Source organism: Pantoea phytostimulans, assembly GCF_046118715.1.
Taxonomy (GTDB): Bacteria; Pseudomonadota; Gammaproteobacteria; order Enterobacterales; family Enterobacteriaceae; genus Pantoea; species Pantoea phytostimulans.
The window spans coordinates 3,185,038-3,202,746 of sequence record NZ_CP173698.1; the positions used below are offsets into that span (position 1 = coordinate 3,185,038).

General features: G+C 52.4%; 16 protein-coding genes, 1 tRNA gene and 5 other RNA genes. 16 read left to right on the top strand and 6 right to left on the bottom strand.

What is annotated here, in order from left to right:
- Nucleotides 1-2: 2 nt before the first annotated feature.
- From ACF2G4_RS14920 to ACF2G4_RS14940, 5 genes are all read right to left on the bottom strand, one after another.
- Complete coding sequence (locus ACF2G4_RS14920; RefSeq protein WP_215848029.1) at nucleotides 3-944, bottom strand: ABC transporter permease; 942 nt, start codon at nucleotides 942-944, stop codon at nucleotides 3-5.
- Nucleotides 945-962: 18 nt separating this feature from the next.
- Nucleotides 963-2,435, bottom strand: coding sequence for an ABC transporter substrate-binding protein (locus ACF2G4_RS14925; protein WP_243079826.1), 1,473 nt, complete (start codon nucleotides 2,433-2,435; stop codon nucleotides 963-965).
- A 61-nt stretch (nucleotides 2,436-2,496) separates the two neighbouring features.
- Nucleotides 2,497-3,558, bottom strand: a complete 1,062-nt coding sequence (locus tag ACF2G4_RS14930; RefSeq protein WP_215848028.1) for an ABC transporter ATP-binding protein — start codon at nucleotides 3,556-3,558, stop codon at nucleotides 2,497-2,499.
- Nucleotides 3,555-4,559 carry an ABC transporter ATP-binding protein gene (locus ACF2G4_RS14935; RefSeq protein ID WP_409075073.1) on the bottom strand — a complete coding sequence of 335 codons (1,005 nt, stop codon included), beginning with the start codon at nucleotides 4,557-4,559 and terminating at the stop codon, nucleotides 3,555-3,557. The genes ACF2G4_RS14930 and ACF2G4_RS14935 overlap by 4 nt, the downstream gene beginning before the upstream one ends.
- On the bottom strand, nucleotides 4,556-5,275 hold the full coding sequence (locus tag ACF2G4_RS14940; protein ID WP_243079753.1) for a FadR/GntR family transcriptional regulator: 720 nt from the start codon (nucleotides 5,273-5,275) through the stop codon (nucleotides 4,556-4,558). The genes ACF2G4_RS14935 and ACF2G4_RS14940 overlap by 4 nt, the downstream gene beginning before the upstream one ends.
- A 936-nt stretch (nucleotides 5,276-6,211) precedes the next feature.
- Between ACF2G4_RS14940 and ACF2G4_RS14945 the strand changes: the two genes are divergently transcribed.
- Nucleotides 6,212-6,505, top strand: a complete 294-nt coding sequence (locus ACF2G4_RS14945; RefSeq protein ID WP_215848026.1) for an HTH-type transcriptional regulator — start codon at nucleotides 6,212-6,214, stop codon at nucleotides 6,503-6,505.
- A gap of 49 nt (nucleotides 6,506-6,554) precedes the next feature.
- Here ACF2G4_RS14945 and ACF2G4_RS14950 read toward each other — a convergent pair whose 3' ends face one another.
- Nucleotides 6,555-7,148 (bottom strand): HD domain-containing protein, encoded by a 594-nt coding sequence (locus tag ACF2G4_RS14950; protein WP_243079752.1) that lies wholly within the window; start codon nucleotides 7,146-7,148, stop codon nucleotides 6,555-6,557.
- Between the two features lie 63 nt (nucleotides 7,149-7,211).
- On the opposite strand from ACF2G4_RS14950, the gene ACF2G4_RS14955 reads away from it, so the two are divergent.
- From ACF2G4_RS14955 to dppC, 15 genes are all read left to right on the top strand, one after another.
- On the top strand, nucleotides 7,212-7,676 hold the full coding sequence (locus ACF2G4_RS14955; protein WP_243079751.1) for a MarR family winged helix-turn-helix transcriptional regulator: 465 nt from the start codon (nucleotides 7,212-7,214) through the stop codon (nucleotides 7,674-7,676).
- 98 nt (nucleotides 7,677-7,774) lie between these two features.
- Entirely contained in the window at nucleotides 7,775-8,203 is a 429-nt protein-coding gene (locus ACF2G4_RS14960) for an organic hydroperoxide resistance protein (protein WP_243079750.1), read from the top strand.
- Nucleotides 8,204-8,331: 128 nt separating this feature from the next.
- The gene (locus tag ACF2G4_RS14965; protein WP_215848023.1) at nucleotides 8,332-8,943 is read left to right on the top strand and encodes a DUF5666 domain-containing protein; all 612 of its coding nucleotides are present in this window, start codon (nucleotides 8,332-8,334) and stop codon (nucleotides 8,941-8,943) included.
- Nucleotides 8,944-8,946: 3 nt separating this feature from the next.
- Nucleotides 8,947-9,561, top strand: coding sequence for a cytochrome b/b6 domain-containing protein (locus ACF2G4_RS14970; RefSeq protein ID WP_409075074.1), 615 nt, complete (start codon nucleotides 8,947-8,949; stop codon nucleotides 9,559-9,561).
- A complete protein-coding gene (locus tag ACF2G4_RS14975; RefSeq protein ID WP_409075075.1) occupies nucleotides 9,554-10,315 on the top strand; it encodes a molybdopterin-dependent oxidoreductase in 762 nt (253 codons plus the stop codon). The genes ACF2G4_RS14970 and ACF2G4_RS14975 overlap by 8 nt, the downstream gene beginning before the upstream one ends.
- A 205-nt stretch (nucleotides 10,316-10,520) precedes the next feature.
- The gene (eptB, locus tag ACF2G4_RS14980; RefSeq protein WP_409075076.1) at nucleotides 10,521-12,212 is read left to right on the top strand and encodes a kdo(2)-lipid A phosphoethanolamine 7''-transferase; all 1,692 of its coding nucleotides are present in this window, start codon (nucleotides 10,521-10,523) and stop codon (nucleotides 12,210-12,212) included.
- A 125-nt stretch (nucleotides 12,213-12,337) separates the two neighbouring features.
- Nucleotides 12,338-12,414: transfer RNA gene (locus tag ACF2G4_RS14985), tRNA-Pro, on the top strand.
- A 34-nt stretch (nucleotides 12,415-12,448) separates the two neighbouring features.
- Nucleotides 12,449-12,578, top strand: a non-coding RNA gene (locus tag ACF2G4_RS14990) — RtT sRNA.
- 34 nt (nucleotides 12,579-12,612) lie between these two features.
- A non-coding RNA gene (locus tag ACF2G4_RS14995) (RtT sRNA) lies at nucleotides 12,613-12,742 on the top strand.
- A 34-nt stretch (nucleotides 12,743-12,776) separates the two neighbouring features.
- Nucleotides 12,777-12,906, top strand: a non-coding RNA gene (locus tag ACF2G4_RS15000) — RtT sRNA.
- A 34-nt stretch (nucleotides 12,907-12,940) separates the two neighbouring features.
- Nucleotides 12,941-13,070: non-coding RNA, RtT sRNA (locus ACF2G4_RS15005), on the top strand.
- A 34-nt stretch (nucleotides 13,071-13,104) separates the two neighbouring features.
- A non-coding RNA gene (locus ACF2G4_RS15010) (RtT sRNA) lies at nucleotides 13,105-13,234 on the top strand.
- A 748-nt stretch (nucleotides 13,235-13,982) separates the two neighbouring features.
- On the top strand, nucleotides 13,983-15,593 hold the full coding sequence (dppA, locus tag ACF2G4_RS15015; protein WP_215848020.1) for a dipeptide ABC transporter periplasmic-binding protein DppA: 1,611 nt from the start codon (nucleotides 13,983-13,985) through the stop codon (nucleotides 15,591-15,593).
- Between the two features lie 172 nt (nucleotides 15,594-15,765).
- Entirely contained in the window at nucleotides 15,766-16,785 is a 1,020-nt protein-coding gene (gene dppB, locus ACF2G4_RS15020; protein ID WP_215848019.1) for a dipeptide ABC transporter permease DppB, read from the top strand.
- Nucleotides 16,786-16,794: 9 nt separating this feature from the next.
- On the top strand, nucleotides 16,795-17,697 hold the full coding sequence (dppC, locus tag ACF2G4_RS15025; protein WP_243079747.1) for a dipeptide ABC transporter permease DppC: 903 nt from the start codon (nucleotides 16,795-16,797) through the stop codon (nucleotides 17,695-17,697).
- Nucleotides 17,698-17,709 lie beyond the last annotated feature (12 nt).

The following is a 17,709-nucleotide window of genomic DNA, read 5'->3' on the forward strand; positions in this document are numbered from 1 at the left end:
GATTAGCCTCGCATTTTCGGGTTGATTAACACATACAACACATCGGCGAGCAGGTTGAGCAGCAGGAAGCCAATCGCCACCACCAGCACCACGCCTTGTACTACCGCGTAGTCGCGGTTAAACACCGCATCGACAATCATTTTGCCAAAGCCAGGCAGGGTAAAAACTTGCTCAGTCAACACCGCGCCGCCGAGCAACTCGCCGAACAGCAGCGTGGTCAGCGTAATCACCGGCACCAGCGCATTACGAAAGGCGTGTTTCAGCACCACCTTCTTGCCCAATAATCCTTTGGCGCGCGCGGTGCGGATGTAATCCGCTTTCAGCACGGCAATCATCGAGGCGCGCGTATGACGCATCAACGTAGCGGCTAAACCGGTACCCAACACCAGCGCAGGCAACAGCAGCGTTTTCAGGTTTTGCGGAATGCTCTCACTCAGCGGGACATAACCGGATGCGGGTAACCATTGCAGGTGCACCGAAAACAGCAAAATCAGCAAGATACCTAGCCAAAAATGCGGCACTGAAATCCCCGACAGCGCGACAAAATTGCTGGTGTGATCCACCCACGTATCTTTGCGCACCGCCGCGATAATGCCCATGCTGATGCCAATCACCAGCGCGATAATCATCGCCATCAAGGAGAGCTCCAGCGTGACCGGCAGCTTGCTGGCAATCAACGACGTTACCGGCTCTTTGGTGCGCAGTGATTCACCCAGATCGCCGCGTAACGCATTGCCCATCCAGTAAAAATACTGGCTGGGCAGCGGATCGTTGAGATGATAAGCCTCACGCAGTTGGGCGATAACTTCCGGGTCGCGCTCTTCGCCCGCCATCGCCAGCACCGGATCACCCGGCAGCAGTTTCTGCAGGGCGAACACCATGATGCTCACTAACAGCAGCGTTGGGATGGCGAGCAGCAGGCGTTTAACGATCAGTTCCAGCATCTTTATTCCTCAAAGCATTTACTGCGCCATGCTGACGCCAGCCAGACGCACTAAGCCGTCCGGCCAGGCTTTAAAGCCCTGCACCTTTTTCGACAGGCCAAATATACGTGGCTCGAAGTAGAGGTAAGCAATTGGCATGTCGGTTTGCAGCTGTTTCACCACATTGTCGTACAGCGTCTGACGCTGTGCCGGATCGTTGGTAAGACGTGCCGCATTCAGCCATTCATCAACCTGCGGATTGCTGTAGCGTCCGTCGTTGAGCGTGCCTTTGCTGTTAATAAACGAATAAATACTGCCATCGGGATCGGGACGACCCGACCAACCAGACAAGCTGAGCTGGTAATCGCCGCGCTGCTGGCGATCCAGTAAGCTGGCAAATTCGCTCATTTGCAGATTCACGTTGAAGCCCGCTTCGCTCGCCATCGCCTGAATGACCTGTCCAACCTGCTGTGAAGTCGGGTTATTCGTCACCAGCAATGTCACGTTAAGCGGTGTAGTGACGCCTGCTGCTTTCAGCAGTGAAGCGGCTTTTTCCACATCGCGGGCTGGAACCGGCAACTTGACGTGATACGGGCTGACCGGTGACAACGCCTGATTAGCTGGGGTGTAAAGCCCTTCAAACGCGACCTGATTCAACGCATCGCGATCGATAGCCAGCGAGAAAGCTTCACGTACGCGTGCATCTTTGAAGGGGCTTTTCGGATCGACTTTGCCGTTATTGATGTTGAAAGTAATGCCCTGATAACCCAAACCGGTGACTTTGGCTAAGGCGAGTTTGCTGTCGCCCTGCACGGTTTTCACGTCGCTGGCTGCGATACCCTCGGTCAGATCGAGATCGCCAGCACGCAGGTTAGCCAGACGGACAGAAGCATCAGGAATCGGCAGGAAAATCACTTTATCGAAGTGATAAGCCGCTTTGTTCCAGTAATTGTCATATCGTTTCAGCACAATACGATCCTGCTGTACGCGACTTTCGAACTGATACGGGCCGGAACAGACCGGATGGGTAATGAAATCCGGTTTTTTCGCCGCTTCTGGCGCTAACATTGCGCCAGCGCGATCGGTTAACTGGCTGAGCAAGGCGGCATCAGGGTTTTTCAGATGAAATTTAACCTGGAGCGGGCCGGTGACTTCCACGCTTTGAATCGAAGAGATCTCACTTTTACGCAGCGAACCCGGCAATGTCAGGGCGCGTTCGATATTGAATTTCACGGCGTTGGCATCAAATTTTTCACCATCATGGAACGTAACGCCGCTGCGTAGGTTCATGGTGAGGATTTTCGCGTCGTCGCTCCATGACCAGTCGGTCGCCAGGCCTGGGATCACTTTCAGATGTTCATCCACATCCACTAAGCGATCACACATCGCAGCAAACACAAAGCGGCCATAATAGGTTCGCGCCAAATGCGGATCGAGCATGTCTGGATCGGCACCTAAACCAATGCGAATCACGCTTTCAGCCTGGCTGTGCGCGCTGGCGCCGAGCAGCATCAGGCCGCCGAGTGCCGTTAATAACGTCTTGCGGGCTTTCTTCACGACATATCTCCAGAGATTAGGACGGTTGATTCACCGCGTGCTCGAACAAGGCACGGCGGCGTAAAAAAGCGGCAGACGGCGGCGCGATAAGAATGGCGCTGCGATCGCGATTAATTTCCTGCCAGCGGTGGCAGGCGACCTGACGTCCGCCGGGTAAAACCTGATTGATCGGCTCTAACTGGCGGCACTCATCGGTGACATAGGGGCAACGGGTATGAAAGCGGCAGCCGCTCGGCGGGGATGCCGGATTAGGCAAATCGCCCTGCAGCAGCGGCTGCGTGCGTGGCACGCCAGGCTGCATTTGTGGTGCCGACGCAATCAGCGCTTGGGTATAAGGATGCAAGGGCGCATCAAAAATTTCGTCAACGCTGGCAAGCTCAACGATTTGCCCGAGGTACATCACCGCAACGCGATCGCTCATGTGGCGAATCACCGCCAGACCGTGCGCGACGATGATCATCGTCAGACCAAACTGCTGTTTCAGGCTCTCCAACAGATTCACCACCTGCGCCTGCACTGAAACGTCCAGTGCCGAAACCGGTTCGTCGCCAAGTAACAATGTCGGTTCAGACGCCAGCGCGCGCGCAATGCCGATGCGCTGGCGCTGACCACCAGAAAATTCATGCGGATAACGTTGCGCCCAGGCGGGCGGCAAACCCACGGTGCGCAACAGCTGATGCACTCGCGCCTGGCGATCGTCACGTGTGAGTTTGGTGTGCAACCACAACGGTTCACCCACAATGCTTTCAACCGTCATACGCGGATTCAATGAAGCAAACGGATCCTGAAAGATGATTTGTAACTCGCGGCGCAGCCGATTGAGATGCGCACCATTCGCATGGGTAATCTCTTCACCCTGATAAAAAACCTGACCCTGGCTGGCGGCCAGCAGGCGCAGTAGCAGGCGGCCCAAAGTGGATTTTCCCGAGCCAGATTCGCCCACGATCGCCAGAGTTTCACCCGCTTTTACCTGCAACGAGATGCGATCCACCGCTGTCACCTGTTTATTACGTTTGAACAGTTGAGTGGGGCCAGCAAAGGTTTTGCTCAGGTCGCGGCATTCCAAAATCGGTTTCATGCAATCTCTCCCAGCGTGACGTGCTGTTCCAGCGGCGCGCGAAAGCAGGCCACCTGATGGGCGGGTGACAAAGCGTGCAGCGCAGGACGCGTTTGATGGCAACGCGTTTCAGCGAATGGGCAGCGCGTCGCGAAGCGGCAGCCGGCAGGCATTTGCTCGGGTAAAGGCACGTTGCCCGGAATGGTGGACAGCGGGCCGCTGCGGGCAGCAAGACTGGGAATCGAGCCCATCAAGCCAATGGTGTACGGATGTTGCGGATCGTTGAAAATCGCTTCGACTGAACCGGTTTCCACCACTTGTCCGGCGTACATCACCGCCACCTGCTGCGCAACTTCCGCCACCACGCCAAGGTCATGGGTGATCATCAGAACCGCAGTGCCGGTTTCTTTTTGCAGGCTGTTTAACAGCTGAAGGATTTGTGCCTGAATAGTGACGTCGAGCGCGGTAGTCGGTTCGTCAGCCACCAGCAGCTTGGGATTGTTGATCAGTGCCATGGCGATCATCACGCGTTGACGCATACCACCCGAAAGCTGATGTGGATAGGCTTTGAGTCGCATTTCCGGTGCGGGAATTTGTACTTTTTTCAGGATTTCCAACGCGACGTCCATCGCTTCACGACGACTGACGCGGCGGTGTCTTAATACCGCCTCGCTGAGTTGATCGCCAAGCGTAAACGCCGGATTGAGTGAGGTCATTGGCTCCTGAAAAATCATTGCCAACTGATTGCCGCGTAAACTGGCGTAATCGGTGTTGCTGAGGTGACGTAATTCACAATCGTCGAAGCGCATTTCACCTTCAAGAATCTGCGCACTGGCAGGCAATAAACCCATTAGCGCCAGCGAGGTAATGCTTTTACCGCAACCTGATTCACCCACCAATGCCAGCGTTTCACCGGCGTTTAGGGTAAGCGAAATGCCATCCAGCACCGTGACCGGCGAGCCGCGAAACTGCACGCGTAAATTACGTACCGCCAACACCGGGCGGCAAGAACCGTCACTCATAACGTCTCCTGATCGGGCTGATGAAGGGCTTCCATTAACGCTTGTTGCAGCGCTAATAAGTGCTCGCGCATGGCGGCGGCGGCTTCTACAGGCTGACGCTGCGCGATATGCGTGACCAGCCGCAAATGATGCACATCGTAGGTATCCAGCCGCGCAGGGGTGCGCGCTTGTACGCGCAGATGCTGCCAGCCGGGATCGCGGCGAATGGCGTCAATGGCATCGAATAAACCCAGCATCAAGCGATTGCCCGCAGCTTCAGCAATCGCACGATGAAAGGCGCTGTCCCATAACTCATGTTGATCGCCATCACCGGGTGCGACCTGATGCATGCGCTCCAGTAAGCGATGCAGCAGTGAGATCTGCTCTTTGCTGGCGCGTAGCGCAGCTAATCTCGCCAGGCCGGGTTCAAGCTGCAAGCGCGCCTCCATCACTTCCAGCAAATTCGATTGCTGCGGCAAAGCGTGCAGCACCAAGGGCTGAACCGGCGCGGATGGGCCAACAAACGTACCTTTGCCTTGCTTACGCCAGATGCGGCCTTCTTCTTCCAGCACATCAAGCGCTCGGCGGATTTCACGTCGGCCTACGCAAAAACGCTCCGCCAGCTCTCGCTCGGTGGGTAAAGCGAGTTCAGGTGTGCTGTCGTGCTGCTGAAGCAGCTGCCGCAGTTTTTCCAGTGCTGAACTGGAGTTGGCTGAGGTTTCGGGCGTATCACTCATTATTGGTTCGCCTGTCATCTATCAGAAAAAGATGGGGTAAAGCCGGTTTTCATAAGTTTTTGTTTATGAATTAAACAGTTGGGCTCTATGTAGCGTAGGCAAGAACTGAACCAATTTTTAATTGGTTCAGTATGATTAAGGGTAAAAATGAGGTATTCCATTGATTAATAACAATGAAATAATTGCAGTGATCCCTGTTGTTTTACTTACCCTGGCGAATAACGACCAGGTGAGGAAAAGCGCATTGCGCCAGAACAGTGCGTGATTGCTGTAAAAGTGTGCAATACTGCGCGGGTTTACGTCAGTGCGCGCGACAAAACTTCGCTTAATCCGTGAAGCATTGAAACGAATAACCGCCCGCGCTGGGAGCAACATGCGACAGCCTGTTGATGCGAGCGCAGGCGTCGTGGAGATGGCGTGGAAATTGCAGTGACTTCTGTGAACAGGATGAATGCGAGCCTGCAATGCTATTGCAATATTGACTCGCCACAATGCGTAAGACGATCTTTGAATGCGACGGTGTTATGAACGCCGTTTAGTGTCTTTTGACGTGGATGATGGCATTTGCCTGAAAAAAAGCTGCATTCATAAGCATTATTTTTCAATTTAAGCCAACAGAAACCCTCTTTAAATCGTATTAAATTCAATCGGTTAGTGAATTTTGGCCGAAAGTGGCAAAGCATAGATAAAAAAAAATTATAAATTGCGCAGCAAATCGTCAGGACTCTATCCATACTTAGCTTCCCGACTTTTGTTGCATTGTTCTGACACCTTTTAAAAGCAGTGCACAACAGGCTGTGTCCCGTAATGGTTTTACTCATAACAAAAACAAACCCTTGCGGGATGCAGCCTGAACAGGCCGGTTTCAGAACCTGACTTCAGGTTCGTACCTCTCTACTTTCACGTGATTCATAGTGAGTTTTTAAGGAGTTCTCTATGGAATTAAAAGACCCAATGTTTGAATTGCTCAGCAGCCTTGAGCAGATTGTATTGACACGTGATAAACGTCCTGCTGATTTGGAAATTCAACTCCAGCCTACGATGCCCGAACCACAACGCTTACGCGAAATGACCGGTATGCAGCTTGATGAATTTGCCAAAGTAATGGGCGTTAGCGTTTCTTCTGTGAAAAGTTGGGAGGCACGTCGTACGCGTCCTTCAGCCACGGCGCAGAAACTAATGAAGTTGCTTCATGCCAACCCGTACCTTGGAAGGCAGTTGCTTGAGTAAGCACTGATAAGACGAGAAGAACAAAAGAACCCGCCGCTGGCGGGTTTTTTCAGCTTAAGCCACCATATTTAGCGGCTTGTTTAACGAACCAACTCTCCGGCACGCTATAGGGCGGCTCACCTAACTGCGCAATGCCTGCTTCGATAATGGTTGAGGCCTGCTGCCACAATTGAGCGTCACCTTGCTTCAGCAATTCGATTTGCACCTTTTTCTCTACCAAATAGATACGAGCAAAGTGCGGATCAAACCGCACAATTGAGCGCGTATTGTCGATGATATCTGCAAGTTTAATGGTTTGCGCTTCCGGCGCTGCGTTCGCCGTGTGCTGAAAATGTGCCAGCTTGCGGGCCGCTCGGTTTTTAGCGGTCGGCTGGGCACTGTCTGTTAACATTTCTACCAGCTCGGCGACTCGTGGGCCAAAGTGAGTGTCGATATCGTTTAGTGTGGTCGCGGTATCTTCTACCGTGTCGTGTAACCAGGCTGCGGCCAGCAAATTTTCATCACTCGTAATGCTGCGAACCAATTCAACGACTGCCGCCGGATGCACAATATAGGGTTCATCAGTGTATTTGCGTCGCTGACCCGTTTCGGCATGGGCTTGTGTTGCATAGCGTCGCGCCTGATCTTCAAGAGAATCCATCATGCTTTTACTCCTTAGCATAATATGTTGCTTGCAATTGTGTAGCGCGCTATCTATATTCTAGCCATGAACAGTAATCAAGATGACAAAAAAGTGAAAGCAGCGCCACTGTTGCTGGATCAGCAGCTCTGCTTCGCGCTCTATTCTGCCAATCTGGCGATGAATAAGGTGTATCGCCAGCTGCTTACGCAACTCGACGTGACCTATCCACAATATCTGGTGATGCTGGTGCTGTGGCAAAAAGATGATGTCACCGTCTCGGAGATTGGTGAGCAGCTCTTTTTGGATTCCGCCACGCTGACACCGCTGCTTAAAAGGCTGGAAAGCGCCGGACTCATTAATCGTCAGCGTTCGCGTCAGGATGAGCGGCAAGTAGTGGTGACGTTGACCGAAACAGGTCGAGCCTTGCGTAGCAAGGCAGAAAGCATTCCCGACGCCATTCAATGTGCGGCGGCCTGTGATGAATCCGCTTTGAATGCGCTGAAAACGCAGCTGGACGATCTTCGCAATAATCTGAATCGTTCGCGATAAGAATTCATAATGTGGGTGCCACGCACCCGCTAAATTTCACCCGTTCGACTACGCTTATTTAAGTAGTGGGCGATTAAATAGCATATAGCGAGGAATTTATGTCATTAGAACAAGTGGTTTACCGTGCAAAAGCCAAAGCAACCGGCGGTCGTGATGGTCGTGCAACCTCTTCTGACGGTGTGCTGGACGTTAAATTAGGTGTGCCGAAAGAGATGGGCGGCGCAGGCGGCGAAGTGACCAACCCAGAGCAGCTGTTCGCAGCGGGTTATTCAGCCTGTTTCCTCGGCGCAATGAAGTTTGTAGCGGGTCGCGACAAGATTTCTATGCCTAAAGATGCATGGATTGAAGGCGAAGTCGGCATTGGCCCAATCCCGAACGGTTTCGGCATTGAAGCCACCCTGAATATCCATCTGCCTGAGATGGATGAAGCGGAAGCGAAAAAATTGGTTGATGCAGCACACATCGTCTGCCCTTATTCCAATGCAACCCGCAACAACATTGACGTGACGCTGAACATCGTTCGCTAAACGTTTTTACGGGCCTGCAAAGCGGGCTCGTAATGTTTCAATACACTCTTTTCCCTCGATTTTCCCACACTATTTATCCAGACCTCTTACGCTTAGTTAGTCTGCTAACTTCTTCTGGAGAATCCCCTATGACTTCACGCCTGCGCGCCTTACTGCCTGGCTTATTACTCAGCGTCGCCTTTACTGCGGCAGCCGCTGACAATGTGATTACCCCTATGCGCGGCACCATTGATGCCATCAGCGGCAACCAGCTGGATGTCACCACGCGTCAGGGCGATAAAATTAAAGTCGAGATCAACGACAAAACTAAAGTTAACAGCGTCAGCAAAGCGCAGATGAGCGACATCAAACCAGACAGCTTTATCGGTACCGCCGCGGTACCGCAAGCGAATGGCGAACTGAAAGCGCTTGAAGTCCACGTATTTGCGCCAAGCCTGCGCGGCAGTGGTGAAGGCTTTAATCCTTTCGAATCAGCCGATGGCAAAATCAATACCATGACTAACGGTACGGTCGGCAAACTGGTTAACAGCAATGGCCGCACCATGACGGTTAAATATGGCGACAAGCAAAAAACGGTGCAGGTTCCTGATGATGTACCGGTAGTGCTGATTGAGCCAGGCAATAAAAGTTTGCTGAAGCCGGGCGGCAAAGTAGTGCTGTTTGGCAGCAAAGCCAGCGATGGTCACATCGTGGCTCGCGGTATTTCTGCTGGTAAAGATGGTCTGACACCACCGATGTAAATCATGAAAAAAGCATCGGGTTCACGTCATCCCTGGCCGATTCGGCTTTGTCACTGGACAAATGTGCTGGTGATGATCGGCATGCTGATGAGCGGCTGGGGCATTTACAACGCCTCGCCGCTGTTCAATTTCACGTTTCCCGCATGGATGACGCTCGGCGGCTGGCTCGGCGGCCACATTGCCTGGCATTTGGCGGTGATGTGGTTGCTGTTTGCTAACGGGGTAAGTTATCTGGTGTGGGGCATCATCAGCGGGCAATTTCGTGGCCGCTTTTTACCGCTAAGTGGGCACGCGCTCTGGCAAGATCTTTTCTCGGCATTGCGGCTGCGGCTGCATCATCGCGGCAGCGACTACAATGCGGTACAGAAATTGATGTACCTGTTTGTGTTGGTGGACGGCGTGCTGCTGGTGCTATCGGGTTTATCTATCTGGAAACCGGTGCAGTTTAGCGGGTTGGTGGCGCTGTTCGGTGGTTTTGATAGGGCGCGTTATGTGCACTTTTATGCCATGAGCGGCTTGGTGCTGTTTACAGTGGTTCACGTGGTGATGGTGATCCTGGTGCCGCAAACGTTGTGGCCAATGATTACCGGTGGCAAGCGGAGTGCAGATCGTGAGTGAACAACCCAAAAGTAAAATCATCCTGGAACCTGATCAGCACAAACAGCTGATCAATCTACAACGCCGCATGCTGCTGCGCAGCGGATTAACGCTGGGTGCCGTCTCGCTGCTCAGCGGTTGTAACTTACAGGATGGCGATAGCGTCGATAAAGTTTTATGGGCGATGTCACGCTGGAACGATCGGGTACAAAGCTGGTTATTTAATGGTGAGAAGCTGGCACAAACCTATTCTGCCGATCAAATCACCCGTCCGTTCCGGTTTAATGCCTTTTATCCCGAATACAATGTGCCGGAGATAGATCTTGCGGATTACCGGCTGGAAGTGTCGGGCAAAGTCTCGAACAAAGCGCCCTGGACGTTGGAGCAATTGCAGCGCTTGCCGCAGACCGAACAAATTACTCGCTTGATTTGCATTGAAGGCTGGAGCGCGATTGGCCAATGGCGCGGCGTTCCACTTAAGACCTTTCTGCAACACATCGGGGCCGATTTAACCGCACGCTATGTCGGTTTCAAATGCGATGATCGTTACTATTCCAGCCTGGATATGCCCACGGCGCTGCATCCACAAACTATTCTCGCGCTGGATTTTGACAACAAACCGCTGCCGCCAGATTTCGGTTATCCGCTGCGGCTGCGCGTGCCCACCAAGCTTGGCTTCAAGAACGCCAAGCATATCGGCGCGATCTTTGTTACCGATCAGAATCCAGGCGGCTATTGGGAAGATCAGGGCTATAACGGTTTTAGCGGGATTTAGTGAACAAAAAGTGTGCAATTGTTCACGCTTTTGATTATTTTCTGGCCTAACCATTTCTTGCATGTTCTACTGTGCCACCTCGCAGTAACGCGTTCAGAATCCTCCTGCATCTTGTCCGATGCGCTTACTAATCGAACTCTACTGCAATCTGATAGTCACACTAACGTTCGATAAAGCGCATCACTCCAGGGAAACACCATTTTTCATGAATTATATTAAGAGTTTAACCCAGCAAAAGTTGTCGCTATTGCTGGCGTTGTACATCGGTATCCTACTGAATTTACCAATTTTTTATCGCCGTTTTGACGGTTTCTTGACGCATTCCACACTGATAAATTGGGTGACCGCAGCCACAGAAGTCATTGCGATTGTCATACTGACTTTTTTCCTCATGCGTTTGTTGTCGCTAGGCGGCAAGAAAATCTATCGTGTGCTCGCCACCTGTATCGTGCTGATCTCTGTTGCTTCAGCCTATTACATGGCTTTTTTCAATGTGGTGATTGGCTACGGCATCGTGGCATCGGTGATGACCACCGATATGGATTTGTCGAAAGAGGTCATTGGGTTTCACTTCGTGGCGTGGATGGTGCTGGTTAGTGCATTGCCGCTGCTGATGATTTGGCGAAATAACCTTCGCCTGACGCTCAATGAACAGCTGCGTACGCCGGGTCATCGCCTTAAACCGACGTTAGTCATGTTAGTTTGCGTCGCGCTGGTTTGGTTGCCGATTCGCTATTTCGACAAGCTGCAAAAAGCCAATGAAGAGATAACCAACATCGATCTGCCAAGCTACGGCGGCGTGGTTGCACACTCTTATCTGCCTTCTAACTGGCTGGCCGCGGTTGGACTGTTTGCCTGGACGCGACTGGATGAAACCCTGGAGAGTCAGGAACTGCTCGATCCCGCGAAGAAATTTACCTATGTTGCGCCGCAAGGTTTGGATGACACCTATGTAGTGTTTGTCATCGGTGAAACCACCCGTTGGGATCACATGGGCATGCTCGGTTATGAACGTGATACCACGCCAAAACTCTCTAAAGAGAAAAACCTGGTCGCGTTCCGTGGCGAATCCTGTGATACCGCGACGAAGCTTTCTCTGCGCTGCATGTTTGTGCGTGAAGGCGGCACAATGGACACACCGGGACGCACGCTGAAAGAGCAGAACGTCTTTGCAGTGATGAAAGAGCTGGGCTTCACTTCTGAGCTGTTCGCAATGCAGAGTGAAGTGTGGTTTTACGATAACGTCAACGCGAACAACTTCGCTTTCCGCGAACAGATTGGCTCCGAGAAGCGTAATCAGGGTAAATCGGTCGACGACATGCTGCTGGTGCCTGAGTTAAAAACGTCGCTGGAGCGTTTCCCGAAAGGCAAACACTTAGTGGTTTTGCACACCAAGGGTTCGCATTATCTCTATTCGCAGCGTTATCCACGTAGCTTTGCGCGGTATCAGCCGGAATGTATGGGCGTTGACGAGACGTGCAGCAAAGCACAATTGATCAACGCTTATGACAACTCTGTGTTGTATGTCGACACCATGCTCGACAGCGTTTTAGATCAGCTGCGTGATAAGAAAGCGATTGTTTTCTATGCAGCCGATCATGGCGAATCGATCAGTGAAAACATGCACCTGCACGGTACGCCACGTGAAATGGCACCACCAGAACAGTTCCGCGTGCCGATGATTGTTTGGGCATCAGATAAATATCTGGAAGACCCCACTAATCGTAGTAACTTTGAGCGCCTGCAGGCGCAGCAGCGCGTAGGTAAAACGCACCGCCACGTTGAGCTGTTTGATACCATTCTGGGATGTTTGGGTTATACCTCGCCAGATGGCGGCATTAAAGCGGCCAATAACTGGTGTCAGGCACCGGCTTCGAGCCAGACGAGTTCGCTATGATTGCTGCCTGGAACTTATTGACGCGTGGGTGTTTTTTTCATGCTGCATGCTTTCCAGGCGATTGACGGTCAAAGTGTAAAAAGCGGTTGACGCTCCCGGTGGGTCGCAGTAACATGCGCCCCCATCGGCGAGTAGCGCAGCTTGGTAGCGCATCTGGTTTGGGACCAGAGGGTCGGAGGTTCGAATCCTCTCTCGCCGACCACATTTAGAAAACCTGCTTTTAAAGCAGGTTTTTTTTCGCCTGTAGTAAACAGAGGATGAGAACCTCCGAAGGAGGTTTGAGCCGAGCGCAGCGAGACCACGTTGCTTCAGCAACGGCCCGCAGGGCGCTTCTCAGCGAGAAGCGTAATCCTCTCTCGCCGACCACATTTAGAAAACCTGCTTTTAAAGCAGGTTTTTTTTCGCCTGTAGTAAACAGAGGATGAGAACCTCCGAAGGAGGTTTGAGCCGAGCGCAGCGAGACCACGTTGCTTCAGCAACGGCCCGCAGGGCGCTTCTCAGCGAGAAGCGTAATCCTCTCTCGCCGACCACATTTAGAAAACCTGCTTTAAAAGCAGGTTTTTTTTCGCCTGTAGTAAACAGAGGATGAGAACCTCCGAAGGAGGTTTGAGCCGAGCGCAGCGAGACCACGTTGCTTCAGCAACGGCCCGCAGGGCGCTTCTCAGCGAGAAGCGTAATCCTCTCTCGCCGACCACATTTAGAAAACCTGCTTTTAAAGCAGGTTTTTTTTCGCCTGTAGTAAACAGAGGATGAGAACCTCCGAAGGAGGTTTGAGCCGAGCGTAGCGAGACCACGTTGCTTCAGCAACGGCCCGCAGGGCGCTTCTCAGCGAGAAGCGTAATCCTCTCTCGCCGACCACATTTAGGAAACCTGCTTTTAAAGCAGGTTTTTTTTCGCCTGTAGTAAACAGAGGATGAGAACCTCCGAAGGAGGTTTGAGCCGAGCGCAGCGAGACCACGTTGCTTCAGCAACGGCCCGCAGGGCGCTTCTCAGCGAGAAGCGTAATCCTCTCTCGCCGACCACATTTAGAAAACCTGCTTTAAAAGCAGGTTTTTTTTCGCCTGTAGTAAACAGAGGATGAGAACCTCCGAAGGAGGTTTGAGCCTTGGCAAAAGAGTTATCCCCCTAAAAGCCGTTTAATCACATCGCTTAAACCAAACCTTCCGATAACTTCCTAATAATCCTCATTCGCCGTTGTTAATTATCCTGGCTGTAATATCGCCCGCTTATCCTTTCAAGCCCTTGCTGCATCGGGCCTGCGTAGTTAATTTGCGACACATTCTTCTTATGACCGAAAGCTGCATGTTGCTGATTTCTTATACCATTGAGACAGCATATTTCGCTGGTTGAACGTCATAACGCACGGTGAATCGTTCAGTTATTCAACGTTTGCCGGTAAAAGTTTTTTGTTTTTTAGCGGTGAGAATCACTAGCGTCAAAGTTAAGAGCCAGCACAAAGCACGGTTTTTAAGCTAATGACACTGTGTAATGTGTGGCATTTCAGCGGAAACTGTTTTTTTTAGCGTTGCTTGCTATCCCTCACACTCTGTGTAAATAACTAACCGTTGTATTGACGTTCTTTGCAACTGTTGACAAATTGATGCGTCAATAAAGAAGCAGAAGCGGCGTTGTCTGGCAGATTCCACGGTGTCAGAGAAATCAAAAATAACGTTTCGCTCTTTTCCACCGAAAAGGTGGGTCGCCTGAACCGCATAAAAAAATCAGAGGTCAGGTAATGCACACAACATCACATCACAATGGAGCAAAAGCATGATCAACTCCCTGGCTAAATCCAGGATGCTGAAGGTCGGTCTGAGCCTGATTGCCATGACTGTAGCCGCCGGTGTTCAGGCAAAAACCCTCGTTTATTGTTCTGAAGGTTCCCCGGAAGGTTTTAACCCGCAGCTGTTCACCTCTGGCACCACCTATGACGCCAGCTCACGCCAGATTTATAACCGTCTGGTTGAGTTCACTATCGGCACAACCGAGTTGCACGCTGCTTTGGCAGAAAAGTGGGACGTCAGTGAAGATGGCAAAACCTACACTTTCCACCTGCGTAAAGGTGTGAAGTGGCAAACCACCAAAGACTTTAAACCGACGCGCGATTTAAACGCCGACGATGTGGTGTTCACTTTTGAACGTCAGCTGGATACAAACAACAAATATCATGGTGTTTCCGGCGGCAGCTATGAGTATTTCCAGGGCATGGATATGCCTAATCTGATCAGCAAAATCGAAAAAGTGGACGAGAATACCGTGCGCTTTGTGCTGACACGTCCTGAAGCGCCGTTCCTTGCCGACCTTGGTATGGACTTCGCCTCAATTCTGTCAAAAGAGTACGCCGATAACATGCTGAAAGCCGGTACGCCGGAAAAAGTGGATCTTAACCCAGTGGGTACCGGTCCGTTCCAGCTGCTGCAATACCAGAAAGACTCACGCATCCTTTATAAAGCTAACCCGGATTATTGGGGAACCAAGCCAAAAATCGATCGTTTAGTCTTCTCGATTACGCCAGATGCATCGGTTCGTTACGCAAAACTGCAGAAGGGCGAATGCCAGGTAATGCCGTATCCAAATCCGGCAGACATTGCGCGCATGAAGCAGGATAAGAACATCAACCTGTATGAGCAGGCTGGCCTGAACGTCGGCTATCTCTCCTATAACGTTGAGAAAAAACCGCTGGATAACCTGAAAGTGCGTCAGGCACTGACCATGGCGGTCAACAAAAAAGCGATCATCCAGGCGGTTTATCAAGGTGCGGGCCAGCCGGCTAAAAACCTGATTCCACCAACGATGTGGGGCTATAACGATGCCGTTGAGGATTATCCTTACGATGTTGAAAAAGCCAAAGCACTGCTGAAAGAAGCGGGTATGTCGGATGGTTTCTCCATCGATCTGTGGGCAATGCCGGTTCAGCGTCCTTACAACCCGAACGCGCGCCGTATGGCGGAGATGATTCAGTCCGACTGGGCGAAGATTGGCGTAAAAGCCAAAATCGTTACCTATGAGTGGGGCGAGTATCTGAAGCGTGCCAAAGCGGGTGAACATCAGACTGTGATGATGGGTTGGACGGGCGACAATGGGGATCCGGATAACTTCCTCGCTACGCTGTTCAGCTGTTCAGCGGCGAAAGATGGCTCTAACTACTCGCGCTGGTGTGATAAATCCTTTGAGGATCAAATCCAACCGGCACGTGCGACCGCCGACCAGGCGAAGCGCATCGAGTATTACAAGCAGGCTCAAGTTGTGATGCATGACCAGGCACCGGCGCTGATGATCGCGCACTCAACGGTATTTGAACCGGTCAGCAAAAAAGTCACCGGCTATAAAGTCGATCCGCTTGGCGGACACTACTTTGCTCAGGTAGACATTCAAGAGTAATCATTGCCCTTTTCCGGGGTGGCTACGCGTCACCCCGGCTTTATCTCCCTGTTTTACTGGAAACGGTAGAGGCGCAGCCAGTCTGCGTCGCGGTCGAGGCTACTCGATCGTCAGATGTAAGCAATAACTAACCTCGCGACGACGGTCGCGTGGGCAAGAGAGAACCCGGAATATGCTGCAGTTCGTACTCCGACGTCTGGGACTTGTCATCCCGACATTTATCGGTATTACCCTGTTGACCTTCGCGTTTGTTCACATGATCCCGGGCGATCCGGTGCTGATCATGGCGGGCGAACGTGGTATTTCCCCTGAACGCCACGCGCAGTTAATGGCGATGTTTGGCCTCGATCAACCGCTGTGGAAACAATACCTGCATTATATCAATGGTGTGATGCACGGCGACTTAGGTATTTCGCTGAAAAGCCGCATTCCGGTATGGGATGAGTTCGTGCCGCGCTTCCAGGCCACGCTTGAGCTGGGTTTCTGCGCCATGCTTTTCGCTGTCGCTGTAGGCATTCCGGTGGGTGTGCTGGCTGCGGTGAAACGTGGCTCTATCTTTGATCACACGGCGGTAGGCATCGCGCTGACCGGCTACTCCATGCCGATTTTCTGGTGGGGCATCATGCTGATCATGCTGGTATCGGTGCAGCTGAACCTGACGCCAGTATCAGGGCGTGTTGGCGACACGGTGTTTCTTGATGACACCAATCCGCTGACCGGTTTCATGCTGATCGACACCCTGATTTGGGGCGAGCCAGGCGATTTCAAAGATGCTGTGATGCACATGATTTTGCCAGCCATCGTGCTCGGCACCATTCCGCTGGCGGTGATTGTGCGTATGACGCGCTCCGCCATGTTGGAAGTACTCAGTGAAGATTACATCCGTACCGCGCGCGCCAAAGGGCTAACGCGTATGCGCGTGATTGTGGTTCACGCCCTGCGTAATGCTATGTTGCCGGTCGTGACGGTGATTGGTTTGCAGGTGGGGACGTTGCTGGCGGGTGCGATTCTGACGGAAACCATCTTCTCCTGGCCGGGCCTTGGTCGCTGGCTGATCGAAGCATTGCAGCGCCGCGATTATCCGGTGGTGCAGGGCGGCGTGCTGTTGGTCGCGGTGCTGATTATCGTGGTCAACCTGCTGGTTGATTTGCTGTATGGCGTGGTTAACCCGCGCATACGTCATAAGAAATAAGGGGGAATCATGTCAATTGTTGATCCCGCGAGCGTAACCGCTGCACCGAAGCCGATGACCCCCGTTCAGGAATTCTGGCACTACTTCAAACGTAATAAAGGTGCAGTGATTGGCCTGGTTTACATCGTTATTATGCTGCTGATCGCCATCTTCGCTGATGTGCTGGCACCGCATGCGCCTGCCGAGCAGTTCCGAGATGCATTGCTTCATCCGCCAGTTTGGCAGGAAGGCGGTAGCTGGAGTTATATCCTTGGTACGGATGACGTAGGCCGCGACGTGCTGTCGCGTCTGATGTACGGCGCGCGCCTGTCGCTGCTGGTCGGGTGTCTGGTGGTGGTGCTGTCACTGATCTTTGGGGTGATCTTCGGCTTGATGGCCGGTTATCTTGGCGGCGTGGTTGATAACACGATCATGCGTCTGGTGGATATCATGCTGGCGCTGCCAAGCCTGCTGCTGGCGCTGGTGCTGGTGGCTATTTTCGGACCGTCGATCGTCAATGCCTCTATCGCACTGACTTTCGTGGCGCTGCCGCACTACATTCGTCTAACGCGCGCGGCGGTATTGGTCGAAGTGAACCGTGATTACGTCACCGCGTCGAGCGTGGCAGGTGCCGGTACGCTGCGTCAGATGTTCGTTAATATTCTGCCTAACTGCATGGCACCGCTGATCGTGCAGGCATCATTAGGTTTCTCCAACGCCATTCTGGATATGGCGGCGTTGGGCTTTCTCGGTATGGGTGCGCAACCGCCAACGCCGGAGTGGGGCACCATGCTCTCCGACGTATTGCAGTACGCGCAAAGTGCCTGGTGGGTGGTGACTTTCCCTGGATTAGTCATTCTGCTTACCGTGCTGGCATTTAACCTGATGGGCGATGGTTTGCGTGATGCACTCGACCCGAAACTCAAGCAGTAAAGAGGCACCGAG

What these genes read in the sequence shown, in the direction of transcription:
- dppC (WP_243079747.1), top strand. Translation starts at nt 16,795, where the DNA reads ATGTCAATTGTTGATCCCGCGAGCGTAACCGCTGCACCGAAGCCGATG.
- ACF2G4_RS14960 (WP_243079750.1), top strand. Translation starts at nt 7,775, where the DNA reads ATGTCATTAGAACAAGTGGTTTACCGTGCAAAAGCCAAAGCAACCGGC.
- ACF2G4_RS14950 (WP_243079752.1), bottom strand. Translation starts at nt 7,148, where the DNA reads ATGATGGATTCTCTTGAAGATCAGGCGCGACGCTATGCAACACAAGCC.
- ACF2G4_RS14970 (WP_409075074.1), top strand. Translation starts at nt 8,947, where the DNA reads ATGAAAAAAGCATCGGGTTCACGTCATCCCTGGCCGATTCGGCTTTGT.
- dppA (WP_215848020.1), top strand. Translation starts at nt 13,983, where the DNA reads ATGATCAACTCCCTGGCTAAATCCAGGATGCTGAAGGTCGGTCTGAGC.
- ACF2G4_RS14940 (WP_243079753.1), bottom strand. Translation starts at nt 5,275, where the DNA reads ATGAGTGATACGCCCGAAACCTCAGCCAACTCCAGTTCAGCACTGGAA.
- ACF2G4_RS14955 (WP_243079751.1), top strand. Translation starts at nt 7,212, where the DNA reads ATGAACAGTAATCAAGATGACAAAAAAGTGAAAGCAGCGCCACTGTTG.
- ACF2G4_RS14925 (WP_243079826.1), bottom strand. Translation starts at nt 2,435, where the DNA reads ATGCTGCTCGGCGCCAGCGCGCACAGCCAGGCTGAAAGCGTGATTCGC.
- ACF2G4_RS14945 (WP_215848026.1), top strand. Translation starts at nt 6,212, where the DNA reads ATGGAATTAAAAGACCCAATGTTTGAATTGCTCAGCAGCCTTGAGCAG.
- ACF2G4_RS14965 (WP_215848023.1), top strand. Translation starts at nt 8,332, where the DNA reads ATGACTTCACGCCTGCGCGCCTTACTGCCTGGCTTATTACTCAGCGTC.
- dppB (WP_215848019.1), top strand. Translation starts at nt 15,766, where the DNA reads ATGCTGCAGTTCGTACTCCGACGTCTGGGACTTGTCATCCCGACATTT.
- ACF2G4_RS14920 (WP_215848029.1), bottom strand. Translation starts at nt 944, where the DNA reads ATGCTGGAACTGATCGTTAAACGCCTGCTGCTCGCCATCCCAACGCTG.
- ACF2G4_RS14935 (WP_409075073.1), bottom strand. Translation starts at nt 4,559, where the DNA reads ATGAGTGACGGTTCTTGCCGCCCGGTGTTGGCGGTACGTAATTTACGC.
- ACF2G4_RS14930 (WP_215848028.1), bottom strand. Translation starts at nt 3,558, where the DNA reads ATGAAACCGATTTTGGAATGCCGCGACCTGAGCAAAACCTTTGCTGGC.
- eptB (WP_409075076.1), top strand. Translation starts at nt 10,521, where the DNA reads ATGAATTATATTAAGAGTTTAACCCAGCAAAAGTTGTCGCTATTGCTG.